The sequence below is a fragment of the Serinicoccus chungangensis genome (assembly GCF_006337125.1).
In the GTDB taxonomy this organism is placed as follows: domain Bacteria; phylum Actinomycetota; class Actinomycetes; order Actinomycetales; family Dermatophilaceae; genus Ornithinicoccus; species Ornithinicoccus chungangensis.
On sequence record NZ_CP040887.1, the window covers coordinates 3,251,440 to 3,276,367 of the forward strand.

The 24,928-nt window shown below is 74.7% G+C and carries 24 protein-coding genes; 22 read left to right on the forward strand and 2 right to left on the reverse strand.

What is annotated here, in order from left to right; translation table 11 throughout:
* The first annotated feature begins 101 nt into the window (after positions 1–101).
* The 17 genes from FHD63_RS14820 to FHD63_RS14900 all read left to right on the forward strand — a co-directional run bounded on the left by FHD63_RS14820 (position 102) and on the right by FHD63_RS14900 (position 17,316).
* Positions 102–632, forward strand: a complete 531-nt coding sequence (locus FHD63_RS14820; protein ID WP_139722713.1) for a hypothetical protein — start codon at positions 102–104, stop codon at positions 630–632.
* Between the two features lie 56 nt (positions 633–688).
* Positions 689–1,537: an aminotransferase class I/II-fold pyridoxal phosphate-dependent enzyme gene (locus FHD63_RS14825; protein WP_139722714.1), complete on the forward strand. Its 849-nt coding sequence runs from the start codon at positions 689–691 to the stop codon at positions 1,535–1,537.
* A gap of 351 nt (positions 1,538–1,888) precedes the next feature.
* The gene (locus FHD63_RS14830) at positions 1,889–2,908 is read left to right on the forward strand and encodes an ABC transporter substrate-binding protein (protein ID WP_139722715.1); all 1,020 of its coding nucleotides are present in this window, start codon (positions 1,889–1,891) and stop codon (positions 2,906–2,908) included.
* A 12-nt stretch (positions 2,909–2,920) separates the two neighbouring features.
* The gene (locus FHD63_RS14835; protein WP_139722716.1) at positions 2,921–4,000 is read left to right on the forward strand and encodes a FecCD family ABC transporter permease; all 1,080 of its coding nucleotides are present in this window, start codon (positions 2,921–2,923) and stop codon (positions 3,998–4,000) included.
* Entirely contained in the window at positions 3,997–4,923 is a 927-nt protein-coding gene (locus FHD63_RS14840; protein ID WP_238705694.1) for an ABC transporter ATP-binding protein, read from the forward strand. The genes FHD63_RS14835 and FHD63_RS14840 overlap by 4 nt, the downstream gene beginning before the upstream one ends.
* On the forward strand, positions 4,920–5,540 hold the full coding sequence (cobO, locus tag FHD63_RS14845) for a cob(I)yrinic acid a,c-diamide adenosyltransferase (RefSeq protein WP_139722717.1): 621 nt from the start codon (positions 4,920–4,922) through the stop codon (positions 5,538–5,540). Before FHD63_RS14840 ends, cobO begins: the two co-directional genes overlap by 4 nt.
* Positions 5,541–7,088 (forward strand): cobyric acid synthase, encoded by a 1,548-nt coding sequence (locus FHD63_RS14850; RefSeq protein ID WP_139722718.1) that lies wholly within the window; start codon positions 5,541–5,543, stop codon positions 7,086–7,088.
* Positions 7,085–7,954 (forward strand): adenosylcobinamide amidohydrolase, encoded by an 870-nt coding sequence (locus FHD63_RS14855; protein WP_139722719.1) that lies wholly within the window; start codon positions 7,085–7,087, stop codon positions 7,952–7,954. The genes FHD63_RS14850 and FHD63_RS14855 overlap by 4 nt, the downstream gene beginning before the upstream one ends.
* The gene (cbiB, locus tag FHD63_RS14860; protein WP_238705695.1) at positions 7,951–8,967 is read left to right on the forward strand and encodes an adenosylcobinamide-phosphate synthase CbiB; all 1,017 of its coding nucleotides are present in this window, start codon (positions 7,951–7,953) and stop codon (positions 8,965–8,967) included. The genes FHD63_RS14855 and cbiB overlap by 4 nt, the downstream gene beginning before the upstream one ends.
* A complete protein-coding gene (gene cobU, locus FHD63_RS14865; protein ID WP_139722720.1) occupies positions 8,964–9,488 on the forward strand; it encodes a bifunctional adenosylcobinamide kinase/adenosylcobinamide-phosphate guanylyltransferase in 525 nt (174 codons plus the stop codon). Before cbiB ends, cobU begins: the two co-directional genes overlap by 4 nt.
* 5 nt (positions 9,489–9,493) lie before the next feature.
* Positions 9,494–10,615, forward strand: a complete 1,122-nt coding sequence (gene cobT / locus FHD63_RS14870; RefSeq protein WP_139722721.1) for a nicotinate-nucleotide--dimethylbenzimidazole phosphoribosyltransferase — start codon at positions 9,494–9,496, stop codon at positions 10,613–10,615.
* A 6-nt stretch (positions 10,616–10,621) separates the two neighbouring features.
* Positions 10,622–11,371 carry an adenosylcobinamide-GDP ribazoletransferase gene (cobS, locus tag FHD63_RS14875; RefSeq protein ID WP_139722722.1) on the forward strand — a complete coding sequence of 250 codons (750 nt, stop codon included), beginning with the start codon at positions 10,622–10,624 and terminating at the stop codon, positions 11,369–11,371.
* A gap of 61 nt (positions 11,372–11,432) precedes the next feature.
* Entirely contained in the window at positions 11,433–12,356 is a 924-nt protein-coding gene (locus tag FHD63_RS14880) for a metallophosphoesterase (RefSeq protein WP_139722723.1), read from the forward strand.
* Between the two features lie 27 nt (positions 12,357–12,383).
* The gene (locus FHD63_RS14885) at positions 12,384–13,346 is read left to right on the forward strand and encodes an aminoglycoside phosphotransferase family protein (RefSeq protein WP_139722724.1); all 963 of its coding nucleotides are present in this window, start codon (positions 12,384–12,386) and stop codon (positions 13,344–13,346) included.
* Positions 13,347–13,433: 87 nt separating this feature from the next.
* Positions 13,434–14,312 (forward strand): aldo/keto reductase, encoded by an 879-nt coding sequence (locus tag FHD63_RS14890; protein WP_139722725.1) that lies wholly within the window; start codon positions 13,434–13,436, stop codon positions 14,310–14,312.
* Positions 14,313–14,351: 39 nt separating this feature from the next.
* Positions 14,352–16,670: a hypothetical protein gene (locus tag FHD63_RS14895; protein WP_139722726.1), complete on the forward strand. Its 2,319-nt coding sequence runs from the start codon at positions 14,352–14,354 to the stop codon at positions 16,668–16,670.
* The gene (locus tag FHD63_RS14900; protein ID WP_139722727.1) at positions 16,663–17,316 is read left to right on the forward strand and encodes a GNAT family N-acetyltransferase; all 654 of its coding nucleotides are present in this window, start codon (positions 16,663–16,665) and stop codon (positions 17,314–17,316) included. Before FHD63_RS14895 ends, FHD63_RS14900 begins: the two co-directional genes overlap by 8 nt.
* A 38-nt stretch (positions 17,317–17,354) precedes the next feature.
* Here FHD63_RS14900 and FHD63_RS14905 read toward each other — a convergent pair whose 3' ends face one another.
* Together FHD63_RS14905 and FHD63_RS14910 are read right to left on the reverse strand one after the other, a co-directional pair.
* Entirely contained in the window at positions 17,355–17,993 is a 639-nt protein-coding gene (locus FHD63_RS14905; protein ID WP_158296811.1) for a beta/alpha barrel domain-containing protein, read from the reverse strand.
* Complete coding sequence (locus tag FHD63_RS14910; protein ID WP_139722729.1) at positions 17,986–18,942, reverse strand: sugar-binding transcriptional regulator; 957 nt, start codon at positions 18,940–18,942, stop codon at positions 17,986–17,988. Before FHD63_RS14910 ends, FHD63_RS14905 begins: the two co-directional genes overlap by 8 nt.
* Positions 18,943–19,077: 135 nt before the next feature.
* Here FHD63_RS14910 and FHD63_RS14915 point away from each other — a divergent pair, with 135 nt between their 5' ends.
* The 5 genes from FHD63_RS14915 to FHD63_RS14935 are packed head-to-tail and all read left to right on the forward strand — an operon-like array spanning position 19,078 to position 24,885.
* Positions 19,078–19,731, forward strand: a complete 654-nt coding sequence (locus FHD63_RS14915; protein ID WP_158296812.1) for a KpsF/GutQ family sugar-phosphate isomerase — start codon at positions 19,078–19,080, stop codon at positions 19,729–19,731.
* Positions 19,728–21,194 carry a xylulokinase gene (locus FHD63_RS14920; protein WP_238705696.1) on the forward strand — a complete coding sequence of 489 codons (1,467 nt, stop codon included), beginning with the start codon at positions 19,728–19,730 and terminating at the stop codon, positions 21,192–21,194. The genes FHD63_RS14915 and FHD63_RS14920 overlap by 4 nt, the downstream gene beginning before the upstream one ends.
* Positions 21,195–21,230: 36 nt before the next feature.
* Positions 21,231–22,304, forward strand: a complete 1,074-nt coding sequence (locus FHD63_RS14925) for an NAD(P)-dependent alcohol dehydrogenase (RefSeq protein WP_139722731.1) — start codon at positions 21,231–21,233, stop codon at positions 22,302–22,304.
* On the forward strand, positions 22,301–23,821 hold the full coding sequence (locus FHD63_RS14930) for a sugar ABC transporter ATP-binding protein (RefSeq protein WP_238705697.1): 1,521 nt from the start codon (positions 22,301–22,303) through the stop codon (positions 23,819–23,821). Before FHD63_RS14925 ends, FHD63_RS14930 begins: the two co-directional genes overlap by 4 nt.
* Positions 23,822–23,823: 2 nt before the next feature.
* Positions 23,824–24,885 (forward strand): ABC transporter permease, encoded by a 1,062-nt coding sequence (locus FHD63_RS14935; protein ID WP_139722732.1) that lies wholly within the window; start codon positions 23,824–23,826, stop codon positions 24,883–24,885.
* The last annotated feature ends 43 nt before the right edge of the window (positions 24,886–24,928 follow it).

Below are 24,928 nucleotides of genomic sequence, written 5' to 3' on the forward strand. Positions count from 1 at the left end.
AAGCCCGGCGCGTCGCGGAATTCCGCGTCCTGACGGGGTGTCGGACCCCCGCCCCGGCGACCTCCGGGCGGCCGGTCGACCGGGCGCCTAGGCTTGGGACCGTGATCCACCCCTACCGCATCGGCAGCATCATCGGCCTCGTCGGTGCCACCGTCTTCGTCCTCGTCAACCGGGGGTCCCTCCCCGGGGCGTGGCCGGCGGTGGCCCTGGTCGCCTACCTCGTCGCGGTGGCGTTCTACGTCTGGGCGGTCTGGGTGCGCCCCGCCTCGCACCTCCCGGCCGGGCAGCCGCCGCGCCGGCGCGCCGGCCTGGTCTACCTGGCGTCGGTGGCCGGCATGCTCCTGGTCTTCGCCCTCGGTCGCCTCGTGCTCGCCCAGGCCGACCGCGAGGAGCTCATGCCCGCGCTGGTGGCCGCGGGTGTCGGCCTGCACTTCATCCCCTTCGCCGCAGCCTTCCGGGCGCCTGTGTTCCTCACCCTGGGGTGGCTGCTCGCCGGCATCGGGGTCGTCGGTCTCGTCGTCGGCTGGCTCGGCGCGGGTGCCGTCGCCGCGGCTGCGGCCGCCGTCACCGCCGGCGTCGTGATGCTGGTCGTCATGGCCGTCGGGGCGCTCGTGGGTCGCGGCGCGTCGTGACGGCGCGGAGGCCGTCGCTCCCGCCCGCGGGGGCGCACGGCGGCGACGGGCCGGCGGTGGCCCGCGCGCTGGGCCTGGACCCGGCCGACCTGCTCGACCTCAGCCAGACCATGAACCCGCTCGCGCCGCCGGTGGCGCCCATGCTGGAGCGGCACCTGGACGCGCTGGGCCACTACCCCGACCCGACGGCGGCGACCCGTGCGCTCGCGGCGGCCCTCGGGGTGGACGCGGAGCGGCTGCTGCTCACCAACGGGGGCAGCGAGGCGATCCACCTCGTCGCGGCCGAGCTGGGCGGGGGCGTGCGCAGCGAGCCCGACTTCGGCCTGCACCCCCGCTCCCCCGACGGCCCGCGCTGGCGCAGCGACCCGCACAGCCCCAGCGGCCACCTGGCCGGTCCGGACGAGCGGGCCGACGTGTGGGACGAGGCGTTCTACGCGCTCGCCACCGGCCGGTGGACCGCCGGGCGCGACCGTGCCGCGGCGACGGTCGGCTCCCTCACCAAGACCTTCGCCTGCCCCGGGCTCCGCCTCGGGTACGTCGTAGCCGACGCCGACCTCGTGGCCCGGCTCCGGGCCCGCCAGCCGCACTGGTCGGTGAGCAGCCTCGCCCTCGCCGTGCTGCCCGACCTGCTCGCCGCCGCCGACCTGCCGAGGTGGGCGGACGGCATACGGTCGCTGCGCGGGGAGCTCGTGGACCTCCTCACCGCGCACGGTCTGACCGTGGACGCGGGCGACGCACCCTGGGTGCTCGTGCACCGGGCGGGACTGCGCGAGACGCTGGCGCCGCACGGTGTCCTCGTCCGCGACTGCACGAGCTTCGGCATGCCCGGCGTCGCCCGCGTCGCCGTCCCGGACGCCGACGGGCTGACGCGGCTGGGGCGGGCGCTCGACGCACCGCCCGCCTGACCCGACGCACGCCCGGAGCGGACCGACCGCACGTCCGGTGCGGTCCGAGCACGCGTCCGGTGCGGTCCGAGCACGCGTCCGGTGCGGACCGCTCGAACGTCCGGTGCGGGGAGGGGGCCGGGTGGCGTAGGCTGGCGCGCGTCGTGCAGACGAAGTCCGGTGAGAACCCGGCACTGTCCCGCAACGGTGGAGTCGCCTGAGCCCTTCTTCGAGGAGGCGTGTGGCGGCCGAGTCCGGTCGAACTGCCCGGCGATCCGACACCACATGCCCTCGAGGACCCAGGGCCGGTTCGGACGGCGGACGCCCGTCCCGTCGCTCGAGCGGAACCTCCCTCGATCGACAGGAGACACGATGAGCATCCGTCCCCCCTTCCGCCTGGCCTGCGCCCTCGCGCTCGGCCTGACCCTCGCCGCCTGCGGCGGGGACAGCACCGACGGCGCCTCCGAGGACACCGCGGCCGAGCAGACCGACGCCGGCTCCGAGGAGACCAGCGACGAGTCCGCCGCCTCCGAGGACATGGGCGACGCCGCTGACGACCCGGCCGGCTTCCCGGTCACCGTCGACACCACCGCCGGCGAGGTGACCATCGAGGAGCAGCCGCAGCGGATCGTCTCGCTGTCCCCCTCCGCGACCGAGATCCTCTTCGCCATCGGTGCCGGCGACCAGGTGATCGCCGCCGACGCCTTCTCGACCTACCCGGAGGAGGCGCCGACGACCGACCTGTCCGGCTACGAGCCCAACGTCGAGGCCATCGCCGGCTACGAGCCCGACCTCGTCGTCATCTCCGGGGACACCTCGGACCTCACCGCCTCCCTCGAGGCCCTGGACATCCCGGTCATCGACAACCCCGCCCCGACGACGATCGAGGAGGGCTGGGACGGGATGGCCATGCTCGGCATCGCGACCGGCCACCCCGACGAGACCGCCGACACCGTGGCCGACCTGCGCCAGCAGGTCGAGGAGGCCTTCGCCGACGCGCCCGAGGGCGTGGAGGGCCTGCGGGTCTACCACGAGCTGGACGAGACCTTCTTCTCCGCGAGCAGCAACAGCTTCATCGGCGACGTCTACGACCAGTTCGGCGCGGTCAACATCGCCGACGAGGCGGACGCCGACGGCACCGGCTACCCGCAGCTGACCGAGGAGGCCATCATCGAGGCCGACCCGCAGCTCATCGTCATCACCGACCAGGTGTCCTACACCGCCGAGGACGTCGCGAACCGGCCGGGCTGGTCCGAGGTCGCCGCGGTGCAGAACGACAACATCGTCACCGTCTCGGCCGACATCTCCTCCCGGTGGGGCCCGCGCCTGCCGCAGCTGGTGAGCACCCTGGCCGACGCCATGACGCAGGTGGACGAGCCCGCCAACGGCTGACCCGGCACACCCATGACGACCCGCACCCACGCGCCCACCGATGCGCTCGACGAGGCCGCCGACCGCGCCTTCCGGCTCTCGGTGCCCGCGCTGCTGGGCTGCACGGCCCTGCTGCTCCTCGCGATCCTGGCCTCGGCCACGCAGGGGGCGGCAGGGCTGCCGGTCGAGGGGGTGGTCCGGGCGCTCGTCGGGGCCCTGCCCGGGGTCGAGCTGACGCAGACGCTCACCACCGCCCAGGAGGCGGTGCTGTGGCAGATCCGGCTGCCGCGCACCATCCTCGCCGCGCTCGTCGGCGCGAGCCTGGCCATGGCGGGTGCGGGCTACCAGGGCGTGTTCCGCAACCCGCTGGCCGACCCCTACCTGCTGGGCGTCTCGGCCGGGGCCGGGCTCGGGGCGGTCCTCGCGCTGGGCTTCGGGCTGGACCTGGCGTGGGGGCCGATCGCCGCGCTGCCGATGGCCGCGTTCGTCGGGGCCGTGCTCGCGGTCGCCGGCTCGGTCCTGGTGGCGCGCGGCTCGTTCCGTGACCCGGCGACCCTGCTCCTGGCGGGGGTCGCGATGGCGGCGCTCTTCTCCGCCACCCAGACGTATGCCCTCACCCGGCTCGACGAGACCCGGGCCCGGGAGGTCCTCTCCTGGCTCTTCGGCCGGCTGGCGACGCACGGCTGGGGACCGGTCACGCTGCTGCTGCCCTACGTGCTGCTCGCGGGCGCGGTGCTGTGGCTGCACGCGCGGCACCTCGACGTGCTGCGGCTCGGCGACGACGAGGCCCGCTCGCTCGGCCTGTCCCCCGCGCGCTCCCGGCTCGTCGTGGTCGCCGCCGCGACGCTCATCACGGCGGCTGCCGTGTCGGTGAGCGGGCTCATCGCCTTCGTCGGGCTGGTCACGCCGCACCTGGTCCGGCTGCTCGTGGGCCACTCCTACCGGCTGGTCGTGCCGCTGTCGGCGATCCTCGGCGGGGCCTTCCTCGCGACCGTCGACATCGGCGCCCGCACCCTCGTCGCGCCGGCCGAGCTGCCGGTCGGCGTCATCACCGCCTTCGTCGGGGCCCCCTTCTTCTGCGTCGTCCTGTGGCGCCGGAAGGCCGACTCGTGACCACCCACCGCCTGCACCCCGCCCACGCCCTGCGCGCCCGCGACGTCCGCGTCTCCTTCGGCGGCACGGAGGTGGTCGCCGGGGTCGACCTCGACCTGCGGGCCGGCGAGTGGCTCGGCCTCATCGGGCCCAACGGCTCGGGCAAGTCGACCTTCCTGCGCTCTCTCGTGCGGCTCGTGCCGCGCACCGGCACCGTGGAGCGGGGCGACGGCACCCCGCCCGGCCCCACCGACCTCTCGCTCATGCCGCAGTCGCCCGAGCTGCCGCCGGGGATGCCGGTGGTCGAGTACGTCCTCCTCGGTCGCACCGCCCACCTCGGCTGGCTGTCCATGGAGTCGCGCGCCGACCGGCGCATCGCCACCGACGTGCTGCGCCGCCTCGGGCTCGCGTCCTTCGCCGGCCGCCCGGTCCGCAGCCTGTCCGGCGGGGAGGCGCAGCGGGTCGTCATCGCCCGCGCCCTGGTGCAGCAGAGCCCGGTCCTGCTGCTCGACGAGCCCACCAGCGCCCTCGACGTGGGCCACCAGGTCGAGGTGCTCGAGCTCGTCGACGAGCTGCGCCGCGAGGACGGCCTGACCGTGGTGGCGGCCATGCACGACCTCGGGATGGCGGCGCGCTACGCCGACCGCCTCCTCCTCCTCGAGCGCGGCGCCCCGGTGGCGCTCGGCACCCCCGACGAGGTCCTCGAGGACACCCTGCTCAGCCGGGTCTACCACCACCCGGTGCGCGTCCACCGGCTCGACGGCCACCTCGTCGTGCTGCCGCAGGCGCGGGCACCGCATACCCCGGCCTCGGCGCCGATCCCCCTGCTGGAGCCGTCCACCCCGTCCTCACCCCGTTCTGGACGTAGGAATGTGGGCGACGGGTCCCAGAAACCTAGGTCCACCAACCCCCGCCCGGCGGGGGCCACCGAGGAGGTCTCATGAGCCAGAGCGGCAGCGACGAGCAGGACGGGGAGGCGGCCGCGACCGGCGAGCACGGCGAGCCGCGCACGACGCGCCCCTACGACCGGCGCGAGCTGCGCTCGGCGCCCTCGCTCGTGCTGGTCAGCACCGGCCACGGCAAGGGTAAGTCGACCGCGGCCTTCGGCACGCTGCTGCGCAGCCGGGGGCGGGACTGGCCCACCGCGTGCGTGCAGTTCCTCAAGTCCGGGAAGTGGCGGACCGGCGAGGAGGCGATGCTCCGTCAGCTGGGGGTGGAGTGGTTCAGCGCCGGCGACGGCTTCTCCTGGGACAGCACCGACCTCGACGAGAGCCGCGCCAAGGCGGTCGCGGCGTGGGACTTCAGCGCCGGGCTCATCGCCGCGGGTGAGCACCGGATGGTCATGCTCGACGAGATCTCCTACCCGATGAACTGGGGCTGGATCGAGGTCGACGCGGTCGTCGAGGCGCTGCGCGGCCGGCCGGAGGACGTCAGCGTCTTCCTCACCGGCCGGGAGATGCCGCAGCCGGTCGTCGACGTCGCCGACACGGTGACCGAGATGGTGGCGGTCAAGCACGCCTTCCAGCAGGGGATCCGGGCGCGGCGCGGGATCGACTACTAGGTGGGCGCGCTGCTCGTCGCCGGTGCCACCAGCGGCGCCGGCAAGTCCACGGTCACCGCGGCGCTCTGCCGCGCCCTGGCCCGCCGCGGCGCGGACGTCGCGCCGTTCAAGGCGCAGAACATGTCCAACCACAGCGCCGTCACCCCCGACGGCGGCGAGATCGGCCGGGCGCAGGCGATGCAGGCGCTCGCCGCGCGGGTCGAGACCGACCGCCGCATGGGGCCGGTCCTGCTCAAGCCCGCCGGCATGCGCTCGCACGTCGTCGTGCTCGGCGACGAGGTCGCGGTCGACGACGCGGTGGGGTACGGCGCCCGCGCCCGCTCCCTGCGACCGACCGTCCTCGGGGCGCTCACCTCGCTGCGGCGCGAGCACGCGGTCGTCGTCGCCGAGGGCGCCGGCGGCGCGGCCGAGCCGAACCTGCTCGACCGCGACGTCGTCAACCTGCCGCTGGCCGCGGCAGCCGGCATGCCGGCGGTGCTCGTGGTCGACATCGACCGGGGCGGCGCCTTCGCCGCGGCCTACGGCACCTGGGCGCTGCTGCCGGAGCGGCTGCGCTCCTGCCTGCGCGGGGTGGTCCTCAACGGCATGCGCGGCGACGTCTCCCTCCTCGACCCGGCGGTGCGCGACCTCGAGGCGCGCACCGGCATACCCGTCCTCGGCGTCCTCCCCCACCTGGGGGAGCACCTCATGCTCGGCGTCGAGGACTCCCTGGACCTGCGCGCAGCGGGCCGGCCCTCGCCCGGGGAGGGGTCGGGCGAGGGCCGCCCGCTGCGCGTGGGCGTGGTCGCGCTGCCGCACCTGGCCAACCCCTCCGACCTGGACCCGCTCGTCCTCGAGCCCTCGGTGGAGCTGCGCTGGGCCACGCGGCCGGGTGACCTGCTCGACGTCGACCTCGTCCTGCTGCCCGGCACCCGGGCGACGCTCGCCGACCTCGCCTGGCTGCGGGAGCGGGGGCTCGCCGACGCCGTCGTGCGACTGGCCGGCGAGGAGGGCGGGCCGCACGTGCTGGGGATCTGCGGGGGCTACCAGATGCTCGGGGAGCGGGTCGAGGACGACGGCGTCGAGGCGGGTGCCGCGGGGGCTGCGGGGGTCGACGGCAGCACCGTGCCCGGGCTGGGCCTGCTGCCGGTGTCGACGCGCTTCGACCGGCCCAAGGTGGTCCGCCGGGTCGTCGGTCGGGTGGCGGGCGGGTCGTCGGCGGTGTCCGGCTACCAGATCCACCTGGGCCGGGTGACCGCCCACGAGGGGGCGCTGCCGTGGCTGAGCCTCGACGGGACCGGCGAGGAGGGGTGTCTCACGCCGGACCACCGGGTGCGCGGCACCACCGTGCACGGCGTGCTCGACGAGGACGAGCTGCGGCACGCGCTGCTCGGAGCCGTCGCGGCGGTCCGCGGGCGGGACGTCGTCCCCTCCCCGGTGCCCTACGCCGCGGCGCTGGACGCCCACCTGGAGCACCTCGCCGACTGGGTGGAGGCGCACCTCGACCTCGACGCCGTGCTGGCGCTGGCCGAGGAGGCCGTGCCCGTCGGGAAGGAGCCGGGCTGGTGAGCGGGGCAGGCCGGGCCGCGGGGAGCCGGGACTCCCCGCGTCGGGGCGGCGCCCAGGCACCCCTCTCGAACGGGGCGGACGGGCCGACCTTCCGCGTCGAGGACGCCGCGCGGGCGCTGGTCTGGGACGTCCCCGGGGGCTGGGTCGCGCTGAGCTCGGCGGCGGTCGGCGGCGGGATCGTCCGGCCGCGGTGGGTGACCAACCTCATGGTGGACGACGGGTTCGACCGGGTGGATCTCGAGGTCTACGCCGAGGAGCGGGCCGCCGGGCTGGGCCTCACCGGTCCCGGCACGACCCTGCTGACGGCGGCGGACGTGCGGCAGGTCTCGACGGCCGAGGTGGAGGGGGTGCGGTGCTGGGCCACGGTCGGCGTGACCAAGCCGACCTGGGCGGTGGCGCCCGCCCGGGGAGCGGACGCGCCGCGCGAGGACCGCCGACCGCGACCGGACGACCCTCGTCAGGGCAAGCGCGCGACCCCCGGCACGCCGCGTGGAGATCGTGTCGCCGAGGCGCCCCCACCTCCGGGGACGATCAACGTCGTCGTCGCGCTCCCGGTGGCGCTCAGCACGTCGGCGCTGGTCCAGGCGGTCGGGACGGTCACCGAGGCCAAGGCGCAGGTCCTCGTGCAGGCCGGGGTGCCGGGGACGGGCACCGCCAGTGACGCCGTCGCGATCCTGTGCCCGGCGGTCCCGGCGGAGGGCCTCGGCGATCCCGGAGGGCCTGCCGAGGCGTTCGCCGGCGTGCGCTCGGTGTGGGGGCAGCGGCTCGCCCGGGCCGTGCACGCCGCGGTGGCGGCCGGGCTGGCGGCTCACCCCTGGCGAGCGGACGCCGGGGCCGGTGCTGGCGGGGCCGGGGTGGTGTGGTGAGCGTGTCTCCTGGCCGACGGTCGGCGACGGACGGCTCGGTCATGGCGCGCCGCGGTCTCGGTGTCGCCGCCGGGCTGCTCCTCGACCGGGCCCTCGGGGAGCCGCCGGACGCCTGGCACCCGGTGGCGTGGTTCGGGACGGCGATGAGCCGTGTCGAGCGCCTCACCTACGCCGACCGCCGCGCCGCCGGAGCCGGGTACGCCGTCGTCGGCGCCGGGCTGGGCGCCCTCGCCGGCGCGGTGCTCGCCCGGCTCGGGCCGGCCGGCCTGGCCACCGCCGTGGGGGTGGCGAGCGCCGGACGGATGCTGCGGCGCACCTCCGGGCAGATCGAGGCGCTGCTCGTCGCCGGTGACCTGGAGGGCGCCCGGGAACGGCTGCCCTGGCTCGTCGGGCGCGACCCGCGCGGCCTGGACGAGGCCGGGGTCAGCGCCGCCGTCGTCGAGTCGCTGGCCGAGAACACCGTCGACGCCGTCGTCGCGCCGGCGTTCTGGGGCCTGGTCGCCGGGGCACCGGGTGTCCTCGTGCACCGTGCGGTCAACACCTTGGACGCGATGGTCGGGCACCGCAGCCCGAGGTATGCCCGCTTCGGCACAGCCGCCGCCCGCGCCGACGACGTCATGGCCTGGGTCCCGGCGCGGATCTTCGCCGGGCTGGTGGCGCTGGACACCGGGCTGCGCACGCTCGTTGAGGCCGGGCGGGCGCTGCCGCCCGCGGGACCGTCGGCCCGCACGGTCCTCGTGACCGTGCTGCGGGACGCCCCGGAGCACCCCTCCCCCAACGCCGGGGTCGCCGAGAGCGCGGTCGCGGCAGCGCTCGGGGTCGAGCTCGGCGGCCCGCTGGAGTATGCCGGTCGGCGCGAGGCCCGGCCCACGCTCGGCTCCGGCCCGCGGCCCGGCCCGGCGGACATCGCCCGGGCGCGCCGGCTCGTCGACCGGGTGGAGGGTGCCGTCGTCGTCCTCGGCGTGGCACTGTGGGCGGCGCACCGCAGCGCCTCGACGAGGAGACCCCGATGACGCTCACCCTGCTCACCGGCGGCGCCCGCAGCGGCAAGTCCGCCCTGGCCGTCCGTCGTGCACGGCGCAGCGGGCGGACGGTGGTCTTCGTCGCCACCGGGCAGGCCGGGGACGAGGAGATGGCCGACCGGATCGCCCGTCACCAGGCCGAGCGCCCCGCCGGGTGGAGCACCGTGGAGGCGCCGGTCGACCTCGTGGACGCGTGCGCGGCCCTCCAGGCGGAGGCGTGCGTCCTCGTCGACTGCCTCAGCCTGTGGGTCTCCAACCTCATGGAGCACGGCGACGACGAGGCGACCACCCTCGACCGGGCGCGCACGCTCGCGGGGTGGGCGGCGGCATACCGGGGCGACGTCATCGTCGTGACCAACGAGGTCGGCCTCGGGATCGTCCCCATGCACCCGGTGTCGAGGGGATACCGTGACCGTCTGGGTCGGGTCAACGCAGCCCTGGCCCGCGAGGCCGACCTGGCCCAGCTCGTCGTCGCCGGACGCACCCTGACCCTCGACCCGCAGGAGGACTGACCCCCATGGCCGACACCGACCAGAGCGCCGACCGCGCCCTGATCGAGCGCACGATCGCCGCGATCGAGGGCCCGGACCACGAGAGCTCGGCGGCCGTCGCCCGCGCCTTCGACGGCAAGGTCAAGCCGCTGCACAGCCTGGGGCAGCTCGAGGCCCTGGCCGCGCGGGTGGCGGGCATCCAGCGCACCACCACCCCCCGGGTCGACTCCCCCGTCGTCCTCGTCTGCGCCGCCGACCACGGGATCGCGCGGACCGGGGTCAGCGCCTACCCCCAGGAGGTCACCGCGCAGATGCTGGCCGCCTTCGCCGGTGGTCGGGCCGCGGTGTCCGTCCTGGCGCACCAGGCCGACGCCCGGCTCGTCGTCGCCGACCTCGGGGTCGTCGAGCCGCCGCAGCTGCACCCCGCGCACGCCTACGCCCCCGTGCTGGACCGCCGGGTCCGCGCCGGGACCGGCAACAGCGCCGAGGGGCCGGCGATGACCCGCGCCGAGGCCGAGCAGGCGGTCGCGGTGGGCATCCGGCTCGCCGAGGAGCTCGTCGAGGGCGGCGCCGACCTCATCGCCCTCGGCGAGATGGGCATCGGCAGCACGACCACCGCCAGCATCCTCACCTCGGCCATCCTCGACCGCGACCCGGCCCGCGTGGTCGGGGCCGGGACGGGGGTCGAGGGGGAGGCGCTCGCGCACAAGGTCGAGATGGTCGACGCCGTGCTCGCGCGGCACGAGGACGTCGAGAAGCCGTGGGACGTGCTCGCCGCGATGGGCGGCCTGGAGATCGCCGCGCTGGCCGGGGTCGCGCTGGGCTGCGCCGCCCGTCGCGTCCCGGCGCTGCTCGACGGCTTCATCAGCACCGCCGGTGCCCTCGTGGCCTGGCGGCTGGCCCCGGCCGCCGCGGACGCGATGATCGCCGCGCACCGCTCGACCGAGCCCGGCCACGCCATGCAGCTGCAGGAGCTGGGGCTCACCCCGCTGCTCGACCTGGAGATGCGGCTGGGCGAGGCCAGCGGCGCGGCCCTGGCCATCCCGCTCATCCGCTCCAGCCTGGCGCTGCTGCAGGACATGGGCGAGCTCGCCGACCTCGGCGCCCTGGGCGAGGACCCGGGCGAGCCGGCGCCCGACGGCGCCTGACCACCGATGATCGCGGCGCTGCGGGACGCCACCAGCTTCCTGACCCGGGTGCCGCTGCCGGCGCGCGAGGGCTTCGACCTGGCGGGCGCGGCGTGGGCGTTCCCGGTGGTGGGCGCGGGGGTCGGGGCCGTCGTGGGGACGGTCGCCTGGTCGGGCCACCTCCTGCTGCCGACCCTCGTGGCGGCCACCCTCGCGGTGCTCGCGGAGGTCGTGCTCACCGGGGCGCTGCACCTGGACGGCCTGGCGGACTGCGCCGACGGCTGCGGGGGGCACGACCGCGCCACCCGGCTGCGGATCATGAAGGACCACGCGGTCGGCGTCTACGGCGCCGCGGCGGTGGTGCTCGCGCTGCTGCTGCAGGTCGCGGCGGTGCACGCGCTGCTGGGCGCCCTCGACGGGTGGGGTGTCGTGGCGGTGCTCGCCGCGGTCGGCGCGGTGTCCCGCTCGGTGATGCTCCCCGTGGCCCTGCGGCTGCCGTCGGCGCGGCCGGACGGGACGGCCGGCCCGCTCGTCCGCGGTCTCCGGCCCCGCCAGGTGCTGCTGGCCGGTGGGCTGGGAGCCGCGTCGACGCTGCTCGTCTGGCCGGTCGGCGTCTGGGTCGCCCTCGGCGTCCTGCTCGCCGCCGTCGTCACGCCGCTGCTCGTCGGTGTGTGGGCCGACCGGATGCTCGGCGGGGCCACCGGGGACGTCCTCGGCGCCACGGCGGTGCTCACCCAGGTGACCGGGCTGCTCGCCGCCCTCGTGGTGCTGGGCTGACCCGGCCGCCCACGGCCTCGGGCCGACCCTGCGGTGGCGACGGACGGCATACATTGGCGGCGTGAGCACTCCTCAGTTCGGCCAGCACCCGGCCCCGCTGCGCACCCTCGCGCACGTCAGCGACACCCACCTGCTCGCCGGGGGTGCGCGGCAGTTCGGCGCGATCGACACCACCGCCCACGCCCGGGAGGCCTTGGAGCGGCTCACCCGGCTCGACCCCGCGCCGGACGCGATCGTCGTCACCGGTGACCTCGCCGACCAGGGCGAGCCGGCGGCATACCGCGAGCTGCGGGCGATGGTGGAGCCGGTCGCGACCGACCTCGGCGCGCAGGTCGTGTGGGTCGTGGGCAACCACGACGAGCGCCCGGCCTACGCCGCGGAGCTCTTCGGCCTCGAGGTCGGGGTCGACGACCCGCAGGACGCGGTGTACGACATCGGCGGGCTCCGCGTGGTCGCGCTGGACACCACGGTCCCGGGCTACCACCACGGGGAGCTGCGCGAGGAGCAGCTGCGCTGGCTGGCCGAGGTGCTCGCGACGCCGGCCGAGCACGGCACGGTCCTGGCGCTGCACCACCCGCCGATCCCCGTCCCGATGGTGCCGGCCGCCGCGATCATCGAGCTGCTCGACCAGGACCGGCTGGCCGCCGTGCTCGAGGGCACCGACGTCGTCAGCATCCTCGGCGGGCACTTCCACTTCTCCTCGCACTCGACCTTCGCCGGGATCCCGGTGAGCGTGGCGGCGGCGACGTGCTACCTCGAGGACCCGGCGCCGCTCGGGCGGTTCACCTCGACGCTCGACGCGCACCAGTCCGTCAACGTCGTCCACGTGTATGCCGACCGCGTCGTCCACACGGTCGTCCCCGTCGCCCCGGCGCCGGAGGTCCGGGGCCACCCGGCCGAGGTCGTCGAGCAGCTCGCCGCGCTGACCCCGGAGCAGCGGCGCGAGATGATCTCCCGCAAGGGGGCGCGCAGCGCCGAGGGGTGAGGCGGTCGGGCGACCTAGGGTGGGCCGGTGCCCGACCTCGTCCCTGCCGCCTTCGCCGACCTCGTCCGCGACCGCCCTGCCGACGAGGTGCTCGGCGCGCTGCCCGAGCGGGCCGGGCTGCCCCCCGCCGTGGACGGGGCGACCTGGCTCGCCGGCCTGCCCGCGCTGGTGGACCGGCTGCTCGACGGCTGGCGGCTGACGACCACCGGGGCCAGCCGGCACGGCGAGTGCGCGCTCGTGGTGCCGGTGCGACGGCACACCGGGGAGGCGGCCGCGCTCAAGGTGACCTGGCCGCACGCCGAGTCACGGCACGAGCACCTCGCCCTGAGGGCCTGGGACGGCCGGGGTGCCGTGCGCCTGCTGGCCGCGGAGCCGGTCTCCGGCGCGCTGCTGCTCGAGGGCCTGGACCCCGACCGGTGCCTGCGCGAGCGGCCGCTCCTGGAGGCGTGCGAGGTCGTCGGCCAGCTCATGCGCGAGCTGGACCGGCCGGCGCTCCCCCGGATCGACGCGGTCGCGACGAAGGCGCAGCGGTGGGCCGAGCAGCTCGCCCGCCCGACCCCCAGCGTGCCCCGCCGGCTCACCGAGCAGGCGGCCGCGACCCTCCCCGACCTGCTGGCCCAGCCCGGCCCGCCGTCGCTGGTGCACGAGGACCTGCACGACCTCAACGTCCTCGCGCCTCTCCCCCGCTCCGCGGACCGGGGCGACTGGCTGGCGATCGACCCCAAGCCGGTCGCCGGGGAGTGGGCGTATGCCGTGGCACCCGTCGTCTGGAACCGCGCCGTGGAGGCGGCCCGGGCGAGCAACCTGCGGACCCACGCCCGGGTGCGGGCGGACGTCGTGGCCGAGGCGGCCGGGCTCGACGAGGACCGGGTGCGGGCCTGGACCTTCGTCCGGCTGGTGCTCAACGCCGTGTGGGCCGCCCCCTACGCTCCCGCCTCCGACGACTTCCGGGCGCGGATGATCGCCCTGGCCAAGGCGTTCACCGACTGAGGCGGGGGCACAGGAGGGGCGGAGGACCGGGGCGTCGGCACGGTGGCTGACCGGGCGCCGGCGCGACCACCGGCATACGCTCGAGGGATGCACACACGGACTATCGGCAACCCCACCGTCGGCGAGCACCAGGTCGGCGCGATCGGCCTGGGGCTCATGACCTTCGACCAGAGCGGGGAGCAGCCCCGCGAGCAGCTCCTCGACACCGTGCGCGCGGCGCTCGACGCGGGGGTGACGCTGTTCGACACCGCGGACGCCTACGGCCCGGGCGAGAAGGGCGCCGGTGCGCAGGGCGAGAACGAGCGCCTCATCGCCTCGCTGCTCGACGAGCTGGGCGTGCGCGACCAGGTCCTGCTCGCGACCAAGGGTGGGCACGTGCGCACCGACGGCGGCGCCTGGGAGACCGACAGCAGCCACGACTACCTCGTCTCCACCGTGGACGCCAGCCTCGAGCGGCTCGGCGTCGAGCAGATCGCCCTGTGGCAGCACCACCGGCCCGACCCGGACACCCCGGACGAGGAGGTCTTCGCGACGCTCAAGGAGATCGCCGACTCCGGCAAGGTGGCCATGGTCGGGCTGTCCAACGCCGACCCCGCCCAGATCCGCGCGGCGCACGCCGTGCTGGGCGACGCCCTGGTGAGCGTGCAGAACCAGTTCAGCCCCAAGTTCCGCAGCAGCTACCCCGAGATCGAGGTCTGCGCCGAGCTGGGCCTCGCGTTCCTGCCCTGGTCGCCGCTGGGGGGCCTCAACGACGCCAAGCAGCTGGCCGACCACCACCCGGCCTTCGCCGAGGTCGCCGAGGCGCGCGGCGTCAGCCCGCAGCAGGTGGCGCTGGCCTGGGAGCTGGCGCAGTCCCCGGTCGTCATCCCCATCCCCGGGGCCAAGCGGCCCCAGTCGGTGCAGGACTCCGCCGCGGCGGCCGACCTGCAGCTGAGCGACGAGGAGCTGGCCCGCCTGGAGGGCTGAGCCTCCCGCACGGCCCCGGTTGTCGCTAGGCTTCGCCGGGTGAGCGCACCGGCGGGCGCACCCGTGGACGTCGACTGGGCGCGCGTGGCGACCGAGTTCCACCGCGACCGGGACGTCATCGCGACGCGCACCGCCATCGCGGCCTCGCGGGTCGACCTCGGTGACTTCACCCGGGCGGTCGAGGGCCTGGTCAGCGGACCGGACCGCGACCCCGCGGAGGTCACCGCGGCCGTCGGGGCGCTGTGGTCCCGGGCCGCCGGCGAACCCGGCACGACCTTCCTGCTCGCCTTCGCGCTCTACGCGGAGGTGCAGCACGGCTGGGAGCTCAGCGCCGACACCGTCAACATGAGCGTGCTCATCGAGGCCGCCCGGGAGACCTGGGGGAGCGCGCGGACCGCCGTCGAGGACCCCGGGGAGCGGGCGCTGGTGGACCTGCTCGTCCGCCACCTCGGCGACCTGCTGGCCGCCTTCGAGATGGAGAACGGGCTCAACTGCTCGTGCGCCCTGGAGACGATCCAGGCCGCCGGGCAGGTCGCCGACGGGACGGCCTCCGTGCTCGCCGACCTGGGCGAGCTCGGCGCCGCCGGTCCCGCGGTCGGCCCCGCACCAGCGACCCCCGCCGGCCTGCTCCGTCGGGTGCTCGAGGCCCACCACCTCTACTTCGACGGCGTCCGGCTCTCGGCCCAGACGATCCTCGAGCACGTGCTCGGGGAGGTCGAGGTGGAGGAGGTCGAGGCGCGCGCCGCCGCGCTGCAGCAGACCCTGAGGGACGAGCGGCTGGCGGTCGACGTCTACCAGAGCGAGCTGCGCGCCCACGTCATGGCGCTGACGGCCCTGGCGGCACGGCTGCGCTCGACCGCGCTGTCCGGGCTGACCTTCCCCGACCTCAAGGTGACGTATGTCGTGCCCTTCACCGCGCGCGGGGCGACCGACAACCTCGCGCGGGACAACGAGCGGCTGGTCGGCGCGGTGCGCCGCAACGGTCACCGGCTCATCGGCACCGGTCCGCTCGCCCCGCTCCAGGTCCGCGACCTCGAGCTCAGCGACATCTGGAGCCACGGCCGCGACGAGGTCTTCAGCGAGTCCCGGGAGTCCGAGCTCGAGCCGACGGCCTACGAGGTCGTCACCGCCGTGCTGCCGGACCTGTGGATCCAGCCGCGCGCGCCGGGCCTGCCGCGGCTCGGGCCCTACCGCGTCGAGATCCGCTTCTCCTCCTTCGGCAACCATCACGTCCGCATCAGCGGGCCGGTGCAGCCGGCCGACGACGACCGGCCGCCCGGCTACCACGACCTCAACCAGGCGCTGCGCCGCGGATCGGGCTTCATGGGCGCCGAGGACGTGGTGCTCGACTCCGGGGGTGAGGCCCACGGCTCGGTGGGACAGCTCGCCGCGGCCGTGGTCGAGATGGTGTCCGGGTGGGACGACCTGCTCGAGGTCCGCAAGCTGCGGTGCCACGTGGACCCGGCCATCGACACGCACGCCCTCGTCACCATGCCGGAGGCCGTCGTCCGGACCCCGGGCGAGGGCGACGCACCGCCCCGCGCCGTCGAGGCCACCGGGGAGCAGATCCTCGACGCGGTCGGCCCGCTGCTGCTCATCCCGGCCGAGCGCACCGCGGCGGGGCTCGAGGAGTGGCTCCGGTACGCCGACCCCGGGCTCGACGCCGACATCCCCAACTTCCTCGGCCAGCTCGCGCCGCTGGACTCCCTCGCCGTGCAGACCGCCCGCAGCACCTGCCTCTACACCCCCGGGCTCCCGGACTGGTCGCTGCTGGGCACCAGCGAGCTCATCGAGTTCGTCGTGTCGTCGCGGGCCCTCATCCGGCAGTGGAACAACCACCTGCAGGAGGCGGTGGACGTGGCGACCGCCATGCTGCGGCGCCGGCTCGCCGGGGAGTCGCTCAAGACCGACGAGGTGCGCCTGCTGAGGCTGCGCCTGGCCGACCACGGCGCCCTCATCCGGCAGCAGCGGGCCCTGCTGCACTCCGAGGAGCTGGCCCGCTCCCCCGGGCACCGGCACATCCTCGACAACCTGCTCCACACGAGCGGGGCCTCACGGCTCGAGGCCGAGCTGGCCACGAGCATCAGCGAGCTGGACGAGCTCTACACCCAGCTCGGCGACGACGCGGCCGCCGTGGAGGAGGCCCGCACCGCGGCCTACCAGAACCTCGTGGGGCTGATCCTCTTCGTGCTCGCGCTCTTCTCGCTCGCCGACCTCTTCGGCTTCGTCAACGACTCGGTCTTCCCCGCGCGCACGCCCGGGGTGGTCGTGGCCGCGGAGCTGGTCACCTATGCTCTGGCCATCGTCGGACTGGCGGTGTGGGGCGTCGTCGGGTACCGCAGGAGCACGCGTGGTTGAGCTGGTCGAGAGCGGTATGACGTCCGAGCGGGTCTGGCGCGACTGCTACGCCCAGGTGCTCGCCCCGTCGTTCCCCGCCGATGAGCTGGTCGGTGAGGAGGACTTCGTCGCCGCGTGCCGGCGCCCCTCCAGCCAGGTGGTCCTCGCCCTCGACGACCCGGACCCGGTGGGGGTGTCGGTCGTCGACGCCGGCGCGCCGGACGCACCGGTGGCCCTGCTGTCCTACCTCGCCACGCACCCCACCCGGCGGGCCGGTGGGGTCGGGTCCCGGCTCATGGAGCGGCTGCGGGCCGCCGGGCCGATGCTGCTCGTCGAGATCGAGGACCCCCGGGTGCACCCCGACCGCGGTTTCGGCGACCCCTGGCGGCGCGTGGAGTTCTACCGCCGGCACGGGGTGCGGGTCCTGGACGTGCCGTTCTTCCAACCGCCGGTGGCGCCCGGCCGAGCCCGGGTCGAGGGGATGCTGCTCGGGGTGCTGACCCCGGGTGCCGTGCCGGGGCGCGTCGACGCCGGACCGGTCCTGACCTACCTCACCGACTACCTGCGGGGCTCCGGCGAGGATCTCGACGCGGCCCCGGCGAGCACCCTGCTGCACGCCCTGGCCGGCGACACGGTGCCGGTGGTCGACCTGCCCACCCGCGGGTGAGGCGGGCCCGCCGGAGCACCGGCAGGGCGCTGCTCGAGTCAGCCCGGCTCGGCCAGCAGGTCGGCCCAGCGGGAGGCGCCGTCGTCGGAGAACAGGTCGGTGCCCACCACCATCCAGCTGGCCCCGGCCGCGAGCGCCTCGTCGGCGTGCTCACGTCGGACGCCGCCGTCCAGGCCGATGGGGCGGTGCGGGTCCCGGGCGTGCAGCTGCTCCACCTTGTCGAGCGCCCTGACGTCGAAGGCGGACCCGGCGCGTCCCGGCACGACGGACATCACCAGCACCGCCAGCCCTCCGGGCACGACGTCGACCGGTGTCCCGGGGGAGATGGCCAACCCGGGACGGGTGCCGCGTCGTTCGAGGCGCCGAGCGGCGGCCCGCCAGTCGTCGGTCTCCGCGTGCACGAAGACGGTGTCGCACACGTCGGCCCAGGCGTCCACCACCCTGCTGGGCTCCTCGGCCATGACGTGGGCCTCCGCCTCGGTGCCGGTCGCCGCGGAGATCCGGGCCGCCTCGGCCGGGTCGAACCCGCCGGGCGCGGCGAACCTGCCGTCCGTGGTGTCCCAGTGCAGCCGCCGTAGTCCGGCATCCCGACGCGAGAGCACCGCCGTCAGCTGGCTCTCCGGCGGCACCGACCACAGCGATCCGGCGACCCTCGCACCCCGCGCCGGGTCACCCATCGACAGCCGCCAGCGCCGCCTCGGCGAGCTCGTGGTCGACGACGGCGCTGGTGATGAGCCCGCCCCGGACCACCGCCCGGATCGCATCCGCTTTCTCCGAGCCGCCCGCGATCCCGATGACGCGGGGCACCGCCGTCAGCTGGTCGAAGGAGATGGAGACGCACCGCTTCTGGAACTCGGGGTCCACCAGCCCTCCGTCGGCGCGCACCAGGATGCCGGCGATGTCGGCCACGCACCCCAGCTCGACGAAGCGCTCGACGTCCTGCGGCGGGAGGACCTCCCGCACCTGGGTGATGGGAGGGTCCCAGCTGCCCACGGACAGGATGGCCGTGGTCACGGCCGGGAAGAGGTCCATCGCCATCGCGATGTCGGGGTGGTGCTTGAGGGTCTCCGCGGTGTCGGCGTCCTGGACGAACAGCGGGGAGAAGATGGGGCGCACGCTGCCCCCGACGCGTTGCGCCGTGTGGCGCACGATCTCGATGGGTGAGGCCCCCAGGTCCCCGCTGACGAAGCCGGTGAGCTGCACGACGGTCACCCGCGGCAGCCGGATGAGCTGGCTGGTCGTCGACGTCAGCGTGCGACCCCAGGTCATGCCCAGGACCTCACCCTCCCTGACCGTCGTGCTGAGCAGCTCGGCCGCGGCCGCGCCGACCTGCTGGCGCACGTCGTCCTGCCCACCGTGGGAGCGGATGACGACGCACTCCTTGAGCCCCAGGGCCTCGGCGAGACGCGCGGCGAGCCCGGGGTCGGGCAGCCCGACGTCGTTGATGGTGATGGTGACGACACCCTCGTCGCGGGCCCGGGCGAGGTAGCGCGCCACCTTGAACCGCGAGATGCCGAGCTCGCGACCGATCTCGGTGTGCGGTCGGTCCTCGAGATAGCTCAGCCGGGCGACCTGGGCCATGAGGATGCGGTCGCTGGCGGCGATCTCCTGGGCATCTTTGCTCATCTGAGCATACTAGTCACATTCTGGTCACAGATGTGAAATCTGCGTGAAATGGTGGCACGGTGAGCCCTACGCTCAGATGCGTTGGTCGCCGCTCAGGTGAGCAGCCTGGCCGTGAGACGAAGGAGTGCCGGACCCGTGACAGTCGATGACGACGTGCTGACCGTCGCGCGTGCCCGCCTGCTCTCGGAGGCCGACGGGATCCACCGTCTCGCCGACCGGCTGGACGAGACCTTCGAGCAGGCGGCGGCCGCCCTCCTGGGCTGCACCGGCAAGGTCTTCGTCGGCGGCTCCGGCACCTCGGGTGCCGTGGCACGGCGTATGGCGCACGTGCTCTCGGTGACCGGGACCCCCGCGCTCTTCCTGGCCCCCATGGACAGCCTGCACGGCGCCTCGGGCGCGATAACGGACGAGGACCTCATGCTGCTCGTCTCGCACGGCGGCTCCTCGCACGAGGTCGTGGAGACCGCGGGCATCGCCCGCGCGCACGGCGCCCAGGTCGTCGCGATGACCGGACGCACGGACAGCGACCTCGCCCGTCGGGCCGACCTCACCCTGCTCGTCACCGTCCCCTCCCAGGCCGACATCGGCGGGGTGATCGCCACCGGCATCACGCTGGCCCAGTCGGCCTACGGCGACGCCCTCGCCGAGGTCGTCATGCGCGCCCGCGGCTACACCTGGGAGCAGTTCATGCGCACGCACCCGGCGGGTGCCGTCGGGATGCGTGAGGAGCTCCCGGAGGACCTCCCGCTCCTGCGGCTCCCTGCGCGCGCGGGCGGTGGGCTGCCGTGAGCGCCGTCGTCATGGGTGTGGACAGCTCGACGCAGTCGTGCACCGTCGAGCTGCGCGACGTCACCACCGGCGCGCTGCGGGCGCAGGGGCGAGCGGCGCACCCCCGCACGAGCCCCCCGGTGAGCGAGCAGCACCCGGACTCGTGGTGGGAGGCGCTGGTCGCGGCCACGCACCAGGCGCTCGCCGCGCTCGACCGGCCCGCCGAGGTGGTCGCCGTCAGCGTCGGCGCGCAGTGCCACGGGCTGGTCGTCACCGATGCCGGCGGCGAGGTGGTCCGACCCGCGAAGCTCTGGAACGACACCACCTCGGGCGCGCAGGCGCGCTCCATGCTCGATGCGCGCGGCGCGGCGTGGTGGGCCAACCAGGTCGGCCTGCTGCCCTCCGCCGCCATCACCATCACCAAGCTGGCGTGGCTGGCCGAGCACGAGCCCGCCTCGCTCGCCCGGGCGCACCGGCTGCACGTGCCGCACGACTGGCTGACCTTCCGCCTCACGGGTGAGCACGTCACCGACCGCTCCGACGCCTCGGGCACCGGCTACTACTCCTCGGACACCGGCCGGTGGCGCCCGGACCTCCTCGAGGAGTTCGTGGGCGGGCGCGACTGGGCCCCCGCCCTGCCGCACGTGCTCCAGCCCGAGGAGGCCGCCGGCCGCGTCACCGACGAGGCCGCCGCGGCCCTCGGCATCCCCGCCGGGGCCCTCGTCGGCCCGGGCGGCGGCGACCAGCACCTCGCCGCCCAGGGCATCGGGCTGCGCCCCGGTGACCGGGCCTACAGCCTGGGCACCTCCGGCGTCGTCATCGCGCACTCCGAGGGGCCGGTGCACGACGTCTCGGGCGAGATCGACGGCGTCGCGGACGTCACCGGCCACTGGCTGCCCCTCGTCTGCACCCTCAACGCGACCAAGGTGACCGACACCGTCGCCGCCCTGCTCGCCGTCGACCACGGCACGCTCGGCGAGCTGGCTCTCGCGGCACCCGTGACGCCCGACCGGCCGGTGCTCGCGGCATACCTCGACGGCGAACGGTCGCCCCGCCTCCCCCACGCGCGCGGGATGCTGGCCGGGCTGACGGGCGACCTCACCCGTGAGCAGCTCGCGCTGGCCGCCGTCGAGGGCGTCGTCCTGGGCCTGTGGCGCGGGGCCCGGCGCATCGCCGACTTCGGGGTGCCGGGAGGCGGGCGCTCGATCGTCCTCGGCGGCGGCTCCCGGTCGGCCGCCTACCGGCAGGTCGTCGCCGACCTCTCGGGCAGCGACACCGTCACCGTGGACGCGCCCGAGGCGACCGCCCGCGGCGCCGCGGTGCAGGCCGCCGCCCTCGTCCACGGCGAGACCGTGGCCGACATGACGCGTCGGTGGGAGCCCGCCACCGTGACCACCGACCACCCCCGTGACGACCGGGCCGCCGGCCTGGTCGAGCGCTACGAGCGCCTGGCCTCCCTGCAGGCCGACGGCACCACCTTCTGACCACCCCCTGCCACCACCTGAGACCGAGGAGACGACATGAGCGACACCCCCACCATCCCCGCCGAGATGACCGCCAGCGTGCTGAAGGGCGTCGGGTCCATCGTCCTGGAGCAGCGTCCGGTCCCCCGGCCCGCGCCGGACGAGGTGCTCATCAAGGTCGCGAGCGTCGGCGTCTGCGGCTCGGACGTCCACTACTACGAGCACGGTCGCATCGGCGAGTACGTCGTCGAGGAGCCGCTGATCCTCGGCCACGAGCTGAGCGGCACGATCGTGGCGGTCGGCAGCGACGTCGACGCGGACCGGGTCGGCGAGCGGGTCGCCGTGGAGCCGCAGCGCCCCTGCCGGGTCTGCGACTTCTGCAAGGCCGGTGACTACAACCTCTGCCCCGAGATGGAGTTCTACGCCACCCCGCCCGTCGACGGCGCCTTCTGCGAGTACGTCGTCATCCAGGCCGACTTCGCCTTCGCCCTGCCGGACTCGATCAGCGACCACGCCGGCGCCCTGCTCGAGCCGCTGTCGGTCGGCATCGCGGCCGCGCAGAAGGGCGGCATCCAGGTCGGTGACCGCGTGCTCATCGCGGGCGGTGGCCCCATCGGCATCATCACCGCCCAGGTGGCCCGGGCCTACGGCGCCGCCGAGGTCGTCCTCACCGACATCAACCCCGCCCGCCGCGAGCTGGCCTCGCGCTACGGCGTGACCCGGGTGGTCGACCCGGGGCAGGAGTCGCTCGAGGGCCTGGACGCGCACGTCTTCATCGACGCCACCGGAGCCATCCCCGCCATCAGCTCGGGCATCCGGGCGACCCGCCCCGGAGGCACCGTCGTCCTCGTCGGCAGCGCCGACGAGATCCCGCTCTCGGTGCCCGACGTCGCGATGCGTGAGCTCAACGTCACCGGCATCTTCCGCTACACCGGCACCTGGCCCATCGCCCGCGAGCTGGTCAGCAGTGGCCAGGTCGAGGTCGACTCCCTCGTCACCCACGTCTTCGGCCTGGAGCAGGTGGAGGAGGCGCTCTCCGGCGACGGCGCGCAGGACAGCCTCAAGCGCATCGTCCTGCCCGGTGTCGGACGCGTGGAGGACCCGGTCGCAGCAGCCCGGGGCGACCGGTGAGCACCGCCACCACCGCGACGGCGACCCCGCGCCTCACCGTGACGGGGGTGAGCAAGTCCTTCCCCGGGGTCATGGCCCTGCAGGACGTCACCTTCACGGTGCGCCCCGGCACCGTGCACGCCCTCTGCGGCGAGAACGGCGCAGGGAAGTCGACGCTCATGAAGATCATCAACGGCATCTACTCCCCCGACACCGGGGAGATGCGCATCGACGACGAGCCGGTGCGGGTGCGCAACCCCATCGAGGCGCGCGCCAAGGGGATCGCCATGATCTCCCAGGAGCTCAACTACGTGCCGGACATGACCATCGCCGAGAGCTTCTTCATCGGGCGCCTGCCCACGCGGTTCGGCAAGGTCGACTGGGCTCACATGCGGCGCGAGGCCCGGCGGCTGCTGGCCGAGGAGGGCCTGGACTACTCGGTCAACCGCAAGCTGGGCAGCCTGACGGTCTCGGAGATCCAGACGCTGGAGATCCTGCGGGCCGTCTACCACGACGCCGACGTGCTCATCATGGACGAGCCGACCTCGGCGATCGCCCACCGCGAGGTGGCCTCCCTGTTCACCAAGATCCGTCGGCTGCGCTCCGAGGGCAAGGCCATCATCTACATCTCGCACAAGATGGACGAGGTCTTCGAGCTGGCCGACGACGTCACCGTGCTGCGCGACGGCACCGTCGTCAGCAGCCAGGCGGCATCCGAGATCGGGCCCGAGACGGTGATCGCGCAGATGGTCGGGCGTGACCTGGACCACCAGGCCTACCCCAAGGAGCAGGTCGACATCGGCGAGACGGTGCTCGAGGCGCGCGGGCTGTCCAACAGCCAGCTCTTCGAGAACATCAGCCTGTCGGTCCGCAAGGGGGAGATCGTCGGCCTGGCCGGGCTCATCGGGGCCGGGCGCAGCGAGGTGGTGCGCGCCATCTTCGGGCTGGAGACGCTGGACGCCGGAGAGATCGAGGTCGACGGCCGACCGGTGCGCCTGCGCAGCCCCAAGGCCGCCATCGACCAGGGCGTCGTCATGCTCTCCGAGGACCGCCGGCTCGTCGGGATCATCCCGCAGATGAGCATCAAGCAGAACGCCACCCTGGCCAGCCTGCGCAAGGTCATCCGGGGCGGCTTCACCCGCCGACGGCAGGAGGAGACGCTGGCGAAGGAGTACTTCGACCGGCTCTCGGTCAAGGCGCCCAGCAGCGAGACCCGTATCTCCTCCCTCAGCGGTGGCAACCAGCAGAAGGTCCTGCTCGCCCGCTGGCTCATCGCCGACCCCAAGGTGCTGCTCCTCGACGAGCCGACCCGCGGGATCGACGTCGGGGCCAAGTTCGAGATCTACAAGATCATGACCCAGCTCGCCCGCCAGGGCCGCGGGATCCTCATGATCTCCTCCGAGCTCCCCGAGCTCATCGGGATGTGCGACCGCATCTACGTGATGGCGGCCGGCCGGCTCACGGCCGAGCTCACCCCCGACGAGTACTCCCAGGAAACGATCCTCACCCACGCCATGAACGACTCCGAGGTGGTATGACCATGCTGGCACGACTCAAGGCCCTCGACACGGGCCGCTACTCGATCTTCCTGATCCTGGGGGCGGTGGTCGTCGTGGCGAGCTTCCTCAGCGAGAACTTCATGACGGCGAACAACGTCACGAACGTGCTCCGCCAGGTGGCCGTCATCACGATCCTGGCCTACGGCGCGATGACGCTCATCATCGCCGGCATGATCGACCTCTCCGCGGGCGCCGTCATGGCCTTCGCCGGCGTGGTGTCGGTCATCGTCTACAAGGACACGAGCAGCATGGCGCTGGCGATCCTCGCCGGTGTCGTCGTGGGTGTCGCCTGCAACCTCGTCAACGCGTTCCTCGTCGCGACGCTGCGCACCCCGGCCTTCATCGTCACCCTCGGGATGATGATGATCGCGCGCGGCGCGGTCCTCGAGCTCACCCAGGGCCAGAACGTCCTGCAGCTCGGCGACTTCGTCGTCCTCGGTCAGGGCTCGCTCGGCCCGATCCCGCTGCCCACGCTCTTCCTCGTCGTCATCACCGTCATCGTCTGGTACCTCATGAGCCAGACCCGCTACGGCCGGTCGCTGTATGCGGTGGGCGGCAACGAGGAGGCGGCCCGCGCCGCGGGCATCGCGGTGGAGCGGGTCAAGTACCAGGCCTTCATCGTCAACGGCGTCCTCGTCGGGTTCGCCGGGGTCATCTTCATGGCCCGGGTCAACGCCGGCCTGCCCAACGCCGGTGTCGGCTACGAGCTGCAGGCCATCACCGCCCCGATCATCGGTGGCACCAGCTTCTCCGGCGGCATTGGGACGACGGCCGGCACGCTGGCCGGGGCCCTCATCGTGGGCGTGCTGGGCAACATCATGAACCTCACCGGCGTCGGCTCCTACGTCCAGCAGATCGTCATGGGCGTCATCATCGCCGTCGCCGTCGCCTACGACGTCTGGTCCAAGCGCGGCAAGCGCAAGACCGTGATCCTCAAGAACAACGGCGAGGACGACGGTCAGCCCCCGGCGTCGGGGGAGGCACCGGTACCCGCCGGGGCCGGCGGTGCCGCCGGTCGCCAGGGCCAGGGGGTGTCGCCGTAGCTCCCGACAGCACGACCGCCATCCCACCCCGTCCCGTGAACCC